At 60.4% G+C, this 12,047-nt stretch carries 12 protein-coding genes; 8 read left to right on the plus strand and 4 right to left on the minus strand.

Features of this window, described 5'->3' with window-relative positions:
* Window positions 1–58 precede the first annotated feature (58 nt).
* Window positions 59–916, minus strand: coding sequence for an alpha/beta fold hydrolase (locus tag NKI38_RS29860; RefSeq protein ID WP_352664008.1), 858 nt, complete (start codon window positions 914–916; stop codon window positions 59–61).
* Window positions 917–1,067: 151 nt separating this feature from the next.
* On the opposite strand from NKI38_RS29860, the gene NKI38_RS29865 reads away from it, so the two are divergent.
* Window positions 1,068–1,499, plus strand: a complete 432-nt coding sequence (locus NKI38_RS29865; RefSeq protein WP_352664010.1) for a MarR family winged helix-turn-helix transcriptional regulator — start codon at window positions 1,068–1,070, stop codon at window positions 1,497–1,499.
* A gap of 83 nt (window positions 1,500–1,582) precedes the next feature.
* Here the strand turns inward: NKI38_RS29865 and NKI38_RS29870 are convergent, their stop codons facing one another.
* Window positions 1,583–3,589, minus strand: a complete 2,007-nt coding sequence (locus NKI38_RS29870) for a putative bifunctional diguanylate cyclase/phosphodiesterase (protein ID WP_352664012.1) — start codon at window positions 3,587–3,589, stop codon at window positions 1,583–1,585.
* 336 nt (window positions 3,590–3,925) lie between these two features.
* On the opposite strand from NKI38_RS29870, the gene NKI38_RS29875 reads away from it, so the two are divergent.
* The 7 genes from NKI38_RS29875 to NKI38_RS29905 all read left to right on the plus strand — a co-directional run bounded on the left by NKI38_RS29875 (window position 3,926) and on the right by NKI38_RS29905 (window position 10,003).
* Window positions 3,926–4,918 (plus strand): class I SAM-dependent methyltransferase, encoded by a 993-nt coding sequence (locus NKI38_RS29875; protein ID WP_502899405.1) that lies wholly within the window; start codon window positions 3,926–3,928, stop codon window positions 4,916–4,918.
* Between the two features lie 250 nt (window positions 4,919–5,168).
* Window positions 5,169–5,810 (plus strand): 50S ribosomal protein L25/general stress protein Ctc, encoded by a 642-nt coding sequence (locus NKI38_RS29880; protein WP_352627605.1) that lies wholly within the window; start codon window positions 5,169–5,171, stop codon window positions 5,808–5,810.
* A gap of 23 nt (window positions 5,811–5,833) precedes the next feature.
* Window positions 5,834–6,559 (plus strand): aminoacyl-tRNA hydrolase, encoded by a 726-nt coding sequence (gene pth, locus NKI38_RS29885; protein WP_352627604.1) that lies wholly within the window; start codon window positions 5,834–5,836, stop codon window positions 6,557–6,559.
* Window positions 6,560–6,650: 91 nt separating this feature from the next.
* Entirely contained in the window at window positions 6,651–7,754 is a 1,104-nt protein-coding gene (ychF, locus tag NKI38_RS29890; protein WP_023760727.1) for a redox-regulated ATPase YchF, read from the plus strand.
* A 223-nt stretch (window positions 7,755–7,977) separates the two neighbouring features.
* On the plus strand, window positions 7,978–8,952 hold the full coding sequence (gene corA / locus NKI38_RS29895; RefSeq protein ID WP_352664016.1) for a magnesium/cobalt transporter CorA: 975 nt from the start codon (window positions 7,978–7,980) through the stop codon (window positions 8,950–8,952).
* 107 nt (window positions 8,953–9,059) lie between these two features.
* The gene (locus tag NKI38_RS29900; protein WP_352664018.1) at window positions 9,060–9,536 is read left to right on the plus strand and encodes a MaoC family dehydratase; all 477 of its coding nucleotides are present in this window, start codon (window positions 9,060–9,062) and stop codon (window positions 9,534–9,536) included.
* Complete coding sequence (locus NKI38_RS29905; RefSeq protein WP_352664020.1) at window positions 9,533–10,003, plus strand: MaoC family dehydratase; 471 nt, start codon at window positions 9,533–9,535, stop codon at window positions 10,001–10,003. The genes NKI38_RS29900 and NKI38_RS29905 overlap by 4 nt, the downstream gene beginning before the upstream one ends.
* An 89-nt stretch (window positions 10,004–10,092) precedes the next feature.
* On the opposite strand, the gene NKI38_RS29910 is transcribed toward NKI38_RS29905, so the two are convergent.
* Both NKI38_RS29910 and NKI38_RS29915 read right to left on the minus strand, forming a co-directional pair.
* Window positions 10,093–10,638, minus strand: coding sequence for an adenine phosphoribosyltransferase (locus NKI38_RS29910; protein WP_352664022.1), 546 nt, complete (start codon window positions 10,636–10,638; stop codon window positions 10,093–10,095).
* A 9-nt stretch (window positions 10,639–10,647) separates the two neighbouring features.
* The gene (locus NKI38_RS29915) at window positions 10,648–11,793 is read right to left on the minus strand and encodes an alpha-hydroxy acid oxidase (RefSeq protein WP_352664024.1); all 1,146 of its coding nucleotides are present in this window, start codon (window positions 11,791–11,793) and stop codon (window positions 10,648–10,650) included.
* Window positions 11,794–12,047 lie beyond the last annotated feature (254 nt).

The raw sequence follows: 12,047 nt of genomic DNA on the forward strand, positions 1-12,047 counted from the left end.
TGAACCGGGCAAGAAAGCCACCCGCCCGATGGCGGGTGCCTTTTTCTTCGAAGATATCCTAGGCCTTGAAGAAGGCCAAGAGGTCGGCATTGATGACATCGGCATGAGTCGTCGCCATGCCATGCGGGAACCCCTTATAGATCTTGAGCTCGCCCTTCTTGAGCAGCTTGACCGACAGCAGCGCCGAGTCGGCGATGGGAACGATCTGGTCGTCGTCGCCATGCATGACCAGCACCGGCGCGTCGATTGCCTTCAAATCGTCGGTGAAGTCGGTTTCCGAGAAGGCTTTGATGCAATCGTAGTGCGCCTTGGTGCCACCCATCATGCCTTGGCGCCACCAATTGTCGATGATCCCTTGCGAGACCTCCGCGCCCGGACGGTTGAACCCATAGAACGGACCGGCCGGAACATCGCGGAAGAACTGGGCGCGGTTGGCTGCCTGGGCAGAACGGAAGCCATCGAAGACCTCGATCGGCAGGCCGCCGGGATTGGATGCGGTCTTGAGCATGATCGGTGGCACTGCGCCGATCAGCACCGCCTTGGCGACACGGCCGCCGGAGCCATACTTCGCGACATAGCGCGCCACTTCGCCGCCGCCCGTCGAATGGCCGACATGGATGGCGCCCTTGAGGTCGAGATGGGCGGCGAGTTCCGCGACATCGGCGGCGTAGGTGTCCATCTCATTGCCGATATCCGTCTGGGTCGAGCGGCCGTGACCCCGGCGGTCATGGGCAATGACGCGGTAGCCTTGTGCCAGGAAGAACAGCATCTGGGCGTCCCAATCGTCGCTGCTCAATGGCCAGCCGTGATGGAAGACAACAGGCTGCCCCGTACCCCAGTCCTTGTAGTAGATCTGCGTTCCGTCCTTGGTGGTGATCGTGCCGCTGCCTGAGCTGGGCTTGGATTCCGAGGTCATCTCAATCTCCTTATGTTGTTTTCGTGATAAACAATATCGCGATAATGATATAGCTAACGCAGCCCAAAACTCTTGTCTACGGAAATATGTATCGCGATATCTTTTTTCGTGGTATCGAGTTGACGACCGCGTCGGCAACAAGGAATTCGCCGTGCCTCTCCCGTTAGACAATCAGCTCTGTTTCACGCTCTACGCCACCAGCATGGCGATCAATCGTACCTACAAGCCGATGCTGGACGAGATGAGGATCACATACCCGCAGTACCTGGTGCTCAACGCGCTGGCAGAAGCGGACGGCATGTCGGTCGGCACGGTCGCGCACAGGCTCGCTTTGGAATCGAGCACCGTCACGCCGTTGGTGAAGCGGATGGAGCAGGCAGGCCTGGTGACCCGCCAGCGCAGCCAGGTCGACGAGCGCCAGGTGCAGGTCGATCTGACCGCCGCCGGGCGCGCGCTGCTGGTCCAGTGCAACTGTCTGAACGAGACCTTGATCGAGCGCTCGGGCATGACACTGGCACAGCTCGATACGCTGAACCGGCAAATCCAGGCGCTGCGCAATGCGTTGACCGGCAATCAGGAATAGCTGGGCCCAGCCGCCTTACATCACGAAAGCCAGGTTTCGCGGCGACGGAGCGCCTGAGAAGCGTCTCGAGCCATAGCGTACCGTCACGCGGACTTAAGCACGGTGAATGACCGTTTGCGCATGGACCGCTTTGCCTGAAAACTAACGGCGGGAGCGGGGCGGCCGACATGGAAGCCCTGGATCTTGTCTATGCCGAATTCGCGCATAAGGGTCATCTGTTCGTCGGTTTCCACCCCTTCGACCAGGATCTTGTGGCCGCGATTTCGAACCAGGGTGATAATGTCCTGAAGCATTGCCTTGCCGCTCGGGGCGCTGCAGTCGTGCAGAAACGAACGGTCGATCTTCACAGTATCGAAATCGATCAGACGAAGCCACGAAAGGCCCGCGAAGCCAGTCCCAAAGTCATCAAGCCATATCTTGATCCCGAGCAGCTTCAGATCGCTGATGCAGCGCAGTATGTCCGAATGCATCTCCATCTCCAGTCCTTCGGTGATTTCGAAGGCCAGCCTGCTGCCGGCGACGCCGGTCTCGCCCAGAATGGTCGCGACAGACGTTGCGAAACCGGGTGTCTTGAGCTGGATTGGAGAGACGTTGACACTGACGACACGAACGTGGTCGTCCGCGAGGAGTTCGGCGCACACTGTCCTTATTGCCCAGCGCCCGAGTTCCAGGATAGCGCCTGTTCGTTCCGCGACGGGAATGAACAGGCTCGGCGGAACCGATGTGCCATCCAGCATTTTGAGGCGCATCAGAGCCTCCACGGCTTCAACCCGGTCCGTTTTGATATCCTGGATAGGTTGATAAACGAGTGAAACGAGGTTCTGGCCGATAGCGATCTTCAGCAAAGCCGCAATGTTCTCACTCTCGTCGCTGCTCTGGGGATCGGTTGGGTCGAAAAGCCGGGCACAGTTTCGGCCACCGGCTTTTGCCAGATAGAGCGCGCGATCGGCCTCGTGAATGATCTTCTCCAGCTTGGCGCCGGTCTGCGTCCTGGTGAATGCAGCGCCAACGCTCACCGTCACGATCGAGACGCCGTCGCGCCGCAGCTCGTGGGTAAGCGCCAGGTTCTCCACCGTGCTGCAAATGGCTTCCGCGATATCCAGAATCTGCTCTTTTTTCTCCATGCGAGCAAGGACGATGAACTCTTCACCACCATAGCGGCCGATGGAGCCATTGTACTGCTTGATCATATCGCTAAGCGCATTGGCGACATGGATCAGGCAGCGGTCGCCTTCTTGATGGCCGTAGCAGTCATTGAACTTTTTGAAGAAGTCCACGTCGATGAGGATCGCCCCAAAACTGGTGCCAACCTTTTGCCAGTCACTCCAGTAATCCCGCAGCTTCTCGTCGATCGCCCGCCGGTTCTCCAGACCCGTAAGCGGATCGGTCCGCGACAATCTCAGCAAGGCCTTACCGCGTTCAGTCGCCTCGTTGTGCTGGATCTTGGCTTCCAGGGCGTTCAGGAAGACGTTGTAGCGTTCCTCATTCAGTTTCCAGTTCACATATGAGGTGAATGTGAAACAAGAAACGTAGAAAGCTCCGAATACCATTTTGTATGTTATGGTAGAAGGCACGAAATAGTTTACGATATAAAGTATACATAAAATTATTGCAGAGGTTACTATCGAAAGTCTAAAATTGAACGTGAAGAAAAGATTGGCACTCATCATGAAGATAGTGCCGAAGACCATATAGTAGGAGACGCTTTCCTTGTCCGCACCGAAAACAGCAGGGCACAGCCAACCGACATAGCCAAAGATGATGGCTCCCGCGCATGTCACGTCGAGCCATTGCGTTGCGGCACCCCGGCGAAGCTGTTCTTCCAGGATCAAAAGCGCGGTCAGTCCGACCGCGAAGCGCGCCGTGATCGTATAGACGGCCACATCTGGAATCAGCAGCAGATCCGTTGCCGAAAACAAGAGATAGATGACAACGGCGATCCAAAGCCCTGGCCGGGCTTCCCCCCTCCGCGTCGCGTGAGCTTCCGTACGGTAAAGGGCGCGGAGTTCGTCCGCCCCCAGTTCGTAGCGCGGTTCGTACGGTTCCGTGTGAGCACTATCGGCCAACGCGGATGACGCGTGATCGTTCATCACAACAAACCCCGTTTGATGGGGATTTTCGGCTCCGAACTCATTTCTAGTTTCTGCCCCCACGCAGGCCGACTCCCTGGGACGCGACAGCGATTGCGACGCTACGCATACAAATGCAATCGCGCAGGACAAGTTTCCGTTAACTCGAACCTGGAATCCGGCCCGGAAGATATGCAATGAATAAAGATAGTTAGCGGAAAATTAATCATACCGCTAAAATGCGCTCGGGACGTCATTGGCAAATGGAGCATTCTACGCAATAAGTTAACTGACTGTTAACTATGGAGTGATGGCGTGCAGACCGTTCTTGATGGCAAAAGCTTGATTACTGCCGAGATGCTGGCCGGCAGCCTCCCTCGAGGGAAGCTCGAGCATCATGGCGAAGCGTTCGAAACCGCTCGCGCGGAGCTGGCGCTCATTCTCCACGCGACACACCAGCAAGTCGAACAGAGCAAGGATCCCGCCGAAATCGTTGGTCGCCTGCTCTCCTACTTAAGCGCGCTGCGTTCCAAGGTTCATCCCGACGTTTGGCATGCATTGATACCGGTGGCGCAGAACCACCCGATCCTGAAGTATTTTCTCGAGGATCCGCTGACCCACTGGTCCTTCACCAAGCCTCGGGGTTATTCCGGCGACGCGCAGTTGCTCGACTACATCTATTGCGATCCCCACGTGGCAGAGAGCGTGGCGAGCGCCTCGGAGATCGGCAAAGCCCTTTACAGCCACACCCAGAACGTACCGTCATGCGTCGCGGCACGGGAACGACGCGATCTCTTGACCCGATATGTCGATGAGATCGCGGCCAAGAACGGATCCCAAACCGAGGTCCTGGCGATAGCGGCCGGCCATTTGCGGGAGGCCAATCGCTCGGTCGCCCTGGCAGAGGGCCGTCTCAAGCGTTGGGTTGCGCTCGACCAGGATCCCCAGAGCGTCGGGCTGATCGCGCGCGACTTCCAGGGCACCGCGGTCGAGGCCATCGACGGCTCGGTGCGAACCGTGCTGACGAGAGGCCACAAACTGGGCAAGTTCGACTTCGTCTACGCCTCCGGCCTCTACGACTACCTCGCCCATAACGTCGCCGTGAAGCTCACGAAGACGTGCCTGCAGATGTTGAAGCCGAACGGGACATTCCTGTTTGCGAACTACGCCGAGGGCACCCCTGACGCCGGATACCGGGAGACGTTCATGGACTGGGTGTTGCTGCTGCGGTCGGAGGTCGATATGTGGAACATCGTCAATGCCAGCGTCGACCGCAACGCCGTCGACGCGCAGGTGTTCTTTGGCGAGAACCGCAACGTGCTCTATGCCGTCATCGAAAAGCGTGGATAATCACCGCCCCGGACCGCGCGCCGGCGGACGAGCCTTTGGCTTGCACCCCCGGCCGCCTTCGGCTATAGAGCCGCCACCCGCGTAGACACCCTTGGAGGCAACGCGGCGGAAGGCCGCCTTCCCGCATGATCCCGAAAAGTGGATTCCGGTTTTCGGACCAGATCATGCATGGGTATGTCGGCTTTCGACGTTTACGGTCCAGGCACTCTGCCAACCGTGAGCGCTCCAGAACAAACCGAAAGGAAATGCCATGAGCCACGACACTTACGAGCTCAAGGCCGAAGCACGCGAACAGGTCGGTAAGGGGTCCGCCCGTGCAGTTCGCCGCAACGGTAAAGTGCCTGCAGTAATCTATGGTGACAAGCAGCCTCCCCTGGCTATCGCACTCACCTACAAGGACATCTACTACAAGATCCATGGCGGCGGGTTTCTGACCACGATCGCCACGATCGATGTCGACGGCAAGAAGATCCAGGTCCTGCCGAAGGACTTCCAGCTCGACCCGGTCAAGGATTTCCCTGTCCATGTCGACTTCCTGCGCATCGGCAAAGACACCCAGGTCAATGTCGACGTGCCTGTCCACTTCATCAATGAAGAGAAGTCGCCCGGCATCAAGCGCGGCGGCGTGCTCAACATCGTGCGTCACGAAGTCGAGTTCCACTGCCCGGCCAATGCGATCCCGGAATTCATCACCGTCGATCTCACCGGCGCCAACATCGGCGACTCGATCCACATCTCGGCGGTCAAGCTGCCGGCCGGTGTGAAGCCTGTGATCTCCGACCGCGACTTCACCATCGCGACCATTGCCGGTTCGTCGGCGATGAAGCCGGAGACGGAAGAGACGGCTGAAGTGGCTGCACCCGAAGCGGCTCCCGCCGCCGAAGAGAAGTAACTCTTTCCCGCCCGGAGCAGACGATGCTTGTCTTTGCAGGCCTCGGCAATCCGGGCGCGAAATATGCCAACAACCGCCACAATGTCGGTTTCATGGCGGCGGACGCAATTGCCCGCCGCCATTCCTTTTCACCCTGGTCGAAGAAATTCCAGGGCCTGATTTCTGAAGGCACGCTTGGCGGCGAAAAGATCGTCCTGATCAAGCCGCAAACCTTCATGAACCTGTCCGGCCAGTCGGTCGGCGAAGCACTGCGTTTCTACAAGCTCGAGCTTTCCGCGCTCACCGTCTTCTATGACGAGATCGACCTTGCCGAAGGCAAGCTGCGCATAAAGACCGGCGGCGGCGCCGGCGGCCATAACGGCATTCGCTCGATCGACGGCCATGTCGGCAACGCCTATCGCCGCGTGCGCATCGGCGTCGGCCATCCCGGCGTCAAGGAAATGGTCCAGCACCATGTGCTTGGCGATTTCGACAAGGTCGACCGCGAATGGCTGGAACCGCTGCTCGATGCGATCGCCGACAATGCCGCCATGATCGTCAAGGGCGACGAATCCGGCTTCATGAACAAGGCCAGTCTCGCGGTCCAGGGCAAGGCCGGCGCGGAACCGGAAAAGCCGGCGCAGAAGCAGCAGGGCTCAAAGCAGCAGAGCCACATCCGCCAGGCCCGCCCGCAACAGGCGCCCGCCAAGCTGCCGGAATCCGGCCCGATGGCCGCGATGCTGAAGAAGCTGTTCGGCGGCAAGGACTGAACAGGATCGGCGCCGCAGGGCTTGACGTTGATCACCCCGATCGCCCATAGCCCTGATCAAATTTCTATTTTCCCGATAGGACCGGACAAAAATGGGTTTCAAATGCGGCATCGTTGGCTTGCCCAACGTCGGCAAGTCGACGCTTTTCAACGCGTTGACCAGGACGGCGGCGGCGCAGGCCGCCAACTATCCGTTCTGCACCATCGAACCGAACACCGGCGAGGTGGCGGTGCCTGATCCGCGCCTGCAGAAGATCGCGGCGATCGGCAAGTCGAAAGAGATCATCCCGACCCGCATCTCCTTCGTCGACATTGCCGGCCTGGTGCGCGGCGCCTCGAAGGGCGAAGGGCTGGGCAACCAGTTCCTCGCCAACATCCGCGAGGTCGACGCCATCGTGCATGTGCTGCGCTGTTTCGAGGACGACGACATCACCCATGTCGAAGGCCGCATCGACCCTGTTGCCGACGCCGAGACGGTCGAAACCGAGCTGATGCTCGCCGACCTCGACAGCCTCGAGCGCCGCATCGTGCAATTCCGCAAGCGCGCCGGCAGCAAGGACAAGGAAGCGACCACCGTGCTGCCGATGATGGAGGCAGCGCTCGAACTGCTACAGGCTGGCAAGCCGACCCGCATCCTGCTCAAGGGCATCTCGGCGGAAGACCTGCGCATCCTGCAAGGGCTGAACCTTCTGACCTCGCACCCCGTGCTATATGTCTGCAATGTCGCCGAGGCAGACGCCGCCACCGGCAACGAGCACACCAGCGCCGTGGAAAAGATGGCTGCCGCGCAGGGCGCGGGCACCGTGGTGATCTCGGCAGCGATCGAGGCGGAAGTCGCCCAGCTCTCGGACGAGGAAGAGATGGAATTCCTGTCCTCGCTGGGCCTCGACGAACCCGGCCTGAACAAGGTCATCCGCGCCGGCTACGATCTGTTGCATCTGATCACCTATTTCACCGTCGGGCCGAAGGAGACGCGCGCCTGGACCATCCACAAGGGCGACAAGGCCCCCCAGGCGGCCGGTGTCATCCACACCGATTTCGAGCGCGGTTTCATCCGTGCCCAGACCATCGCCTACAATGATTTCATCACGCTTGGCGGCGAAGTGGCGGCCAAGGAAGCCGGCAAGGCGCGTGACGAAGGCAAGGAATATGTCGTCCAGGACGGCGACATCCTGCTGTTCAAGTTCAACACCTGACGCCTCAAGCGGCCGGGTATCCAAAACATCCCGGCGAGCTTTTTTTCGACGAGTTCTTCCGAGCGGCCGACGCCCGTCCGCCGGGCAACCGCTTGTCTTGATTTTGTCATGCCACAGGTCTAAGCGGCAGGCGCGAGGTCGGCGCTGGCGCCGAGAACCGCGCAATCCGACACGACGCGTCAATCCGAACGCACCCTTTGGCCCCAGCAAGGGAGACCCGGCGATGATCAAGGCCTTCGTCGTGGACAATGACCGCCTGCGCGCCGTCGATGACCTCTTGGCAAACAGCGACAATGTCGTCTGGGCCGATCTGCTCAACCCGACCAAGGAAGAGGAAGCGGCGATCGAGGCCTGGCTCGGCGTCGCCATTCCAACGCGCGAGGAGATGGAGGAGATCGAGATTTCGAGCCGCCTCTACGTCGAGGACGGCGCCTACTTCATGACCGCCACCTTGCCCGCCCAGACCGAAATCGACGATCCCCTGATGTCGCCTGTCACCTTCGTGCTGGCCGGCACCAGGCTGATCACCGTGCGCTATCACGAACCGAAGGCCTTCAAGACCTTTCCGCAGCGCGCCGAGAAGGTGGCGACCGGCTGCACCAGCGGCGACACCATCCTGATCGGGCTGCTGGAGGCGATCGTCGACCGTCTCGCCGATATTCTGGAACGCGCTGGCCGCGACATCGAGACGATCTCGCGCGACATCTTCGAGGCGCGGTCGACCAAGGTCTCCAAGCGCAACCGCGACTTCCAGGAGCTGCTGAAGGCCATCGGCCGCAAGGAGGACATCGCCTCCTCGATCCGCGACAGCCTGATCTCGCTACAGCGCCTGGCCGGCTTTTTTGCCCATGCCTCGACCCGCACCAAGATGAGCAAGGACACCAAGGCGCGCATCAAGACGCTGTCGCGCGACGTGCTGTCGCTCGCCGACCACGCCACCTTCCTGTCGCAGAAGATCTCCTTCCTGCTCGACGCGACGCTTGGCATGATCTCGATCGAGCAGAACGCCATCATCAAGATCTTCTCGGTTGCCGCCGTCATCTTCCTGCCGCCGACGCTGGTCGCCTCGATCTACGGCATGAACTTCGACGTCATCCCCGAGCTCAAATGGGAACTGGGCTATCCCTTCGCGATTGCCATGATGGTGTTGTCGGCAATCCTGCCGTTCTGGTATTTCCGTCGCCGCGGCTGGCTCTGATCCGCCCGCCAAAGGCCATGCAGCCACGACTTGGCGCTATAGAAATCTCTTGACCAAATGTGCTGCGGCCTGCATCCGGAAACCCTTCGTCAGCCGGATTTCAGACCATGACTGCAAAAACAAAAACCTGGGCCTATGAGGATTTCGTCGAGGGTGCGTCGCTCGATCTCGGTAGCAAGCTGGTGAGCGCCGCCGAGATCGTCGAATTCGCCACAGAATTCGACCCGCAGCCGATGCATCTCGACGAGGAGGCGGGCAAGGCCAGCATCCTCGGCGGTCTGGCGGCGTCTGGCTGGCACACCTGCGCCGTGTTCATGCGCATGCTGTGCGATGCCTTCCTGCTGGATTCGACCTGCCAGGGTGCCCCCGGCGTCGATCAGGTCAAATGGAAGAAGCCGGTCCTGGCCGGCGACCGGCTCACCGGCACTCTGGTGGTTGTTGCCAAGCGCCTGTCGAAATCGAAGCCGCAACTCGGCTTCGTGACCATGCGCAGCGAGATGTTCAACCAGCGTGGCGAGAGCGTCTTCGAGCTTGAGAATTCAGTCATGTTCCTGACGCGCGATGCCGCGGGGTATCAGGCATGACGCTCGACGAGTTCTTCCGCATCGGCACCACAGTGACACTCGGCTCGCACACATTCGAGCCGGAGGCGATCAAGGCCTTCGCCCGCAAATACGACCCGCAGATCTTCCATATCGACGAGGACGCAGCGAAGAAGAGCATACTCGGCGGGCTCTGCGCGTCCGGCTGGCATACCGCCGCCACCTGGATGAAACTCAATCTCGAAAACCGCATGGATGCCGAGGGCGCCGCGTGGAGTGGGCCCGGTCCTGTACCGGAATTCGGCCCCTCGCCCGGCTTCAAGAACCTGAAATGGCTGAAGCCGGTCTATGCCGGGCAAACCATCACCTTCACACGCACGGCACTGTCCCACCGCCCGATCGCTTCACGCCCCGGCTGGCGCCTGCTGGCGCTGCGATGCGACGCTTTTGAGTCGGCCGGCGACAAGGTGCTCGAGTTCGAGAGCGCGGTGCTGGTGAAGACGGAGTAGTGAATGGTGAATGGTGAATGGTGAATGGAGTCAAGGCGTCTGTCATCGAAGCTGATATTCACTATTCACTATTCACTATTCACTATTCACTAATGCCCCTCGAACCCAATCAGCGTCCGCACCGGCACGCCGAGCGCTTCGAGCTTGGCGCGGCCGCCGAGGTCCGGCAGGTCAATGACGAAGCAGGCGGCGAGGATGTCAGCGCCGATCTGGCGCAGCAGCTTGACCGCCGCCTCTGCCGTGCCGCCGGTGGCGATCAGATCGTCGACCAGGATCACCTTCTCTCCGGGCGAAATACCGTCCTTGTGCATCTCCATTTCGTCCAGCCCGTACTCCAGGCTGTAGGCGACGCGCACCGTCTCGAAAGGCAGCTTGCCCTTCTTGCGGATCGGCACGAAACCGGCTGAGAGCTGATGGGCAACGGCGCCGCCAAGGATGAAGCCGCGCGCCTCGATGCCGGCGATCTTGTCGATCTTCTGGCCGGCATAGGGATGCACAAGCTCGTCGATGGCGCGGCGGAAGGCGCGCGCATTGCCGAGCAGCGTGGTGATGTCGCGAAACAGGATGCCAGGCTTCGGATAGTCCGGAATGGTGCGGATCGCGGCAAGCAATGTGTCTTCGAGGGAGGATTTCATGGTTCGAGATTACCTGAATCGGAGGTTCTTGCGCGACAATTGTTCGATCGAACTGCAGCCCATCAGCTTCATGCCGCGTTCGATCTCGACCCGCATCTGTTCAAGCGCACGTTCGACGCCGGGCTGGCCGGCCGCTGCCAGCGGGAACAGGTAATAGCGCCCGACGCCGACGGCCTTGGCGCCGAGCGACAGCGCCTTGAGCACATGCGTGCCGCGCTGCACGCCGCCATCCATGATGACGTCGATCCTGTCGCCGACCGCATCGACGATCTCGGCAAGCTGGTCGAACGCCGCCCGCGAGCCATCCAACTGCCGCCCGCCATGGTTCGACAGCACAATGCCGCTGCAGCCGATGTCGACGGCGCGCCTGGCATCCTCCACCGACATGACGCCCTTGAGGCAGAACGGACCCGACCACAGCTTGACCATCTCGGCGACGTCGTCCCACGTCATCGATGGGTCGAGCATCTCGGTGAAATAGCGGCTGATCGACATCGTGCCGCCGCCCATATCGACATGCTCGTCGAGCTGCGGCAGCTTGAACCCCTCATGGGTGAAATAGTTGATCGCCCAGGCCGGCTTGAGCGCGAACTGCAGCATGCCGGCCAGGTTGAGCTTGAAGGGAATGGCAAAGCCGGTGCGCTTGTCGCGCTCGCGGTTTCCCCCGGTGATGCTGTCGACGGTCAGCATCATCACTTCGACGCCGACGTCCTTTGCCCGCTGCATCATCGCCCGGTTGAGGCCGCGATCGCGGTGGAAATAGAACTGGTAGACCTGCGGGCTGCTGCTGATCCGGCGCGCCTCTTCGAGGCTGACAGTGCCAAGCGAGGAGACGCCGAACATCGTCCCATACTTGGCGGCGGCCTTGGCGACCGCGCGCTCGCCCTGATGATGGAACAGCCGCTGCAGGGCGGTCGGCGAGCAATAGAATGGCATCGCCAGCTTCTGGCCCATGACCGTCACCGACATGTCGATCTCACTTACCCCGCGCAGGACGTTGGGAACTAGGTCGCAGGTCTCGAAGCTTTCGGTGTTGCGGCGGTAGGTGACCTCATCGTCGGCCGCGCCGTCGATGTAGTTGAAGATCGGCCCGGGCAAACGCTGCTGCGCCATGCGGCGGAAATCGGAAAAGTTGTGACAGTCGCTGAGCCGCATCATCGAATTCCAAACACCATGTCGTCGACAATTCTTTCGTCAGAGATGCTGCGTGGCATACCAATCACAGGGCGCCGTGCCAACGGACCTGTTCGACGACCGCACCGGACCACTAAGTCGCCAGCCCCCGGTTTCAGCAAAAAAGGGCGCCTCTCAGCGCTAATGCAGTTCACTTAAGTTGGGCTGGATGAGGATCTGGTAAGACCTATCGAGCAGGATGGAGATTCGTTTCCATCCTGTTCGTGTTTTGAGAT

The organism is Mesorhizobium sp. M0621 (genome assembly GCF_040320745.1).
GTDB lineage: Bacteria > Pseudomonadota > Alphaproteobacteria > Rhizobiales > Rhizobiaceae > Mesorhizobium.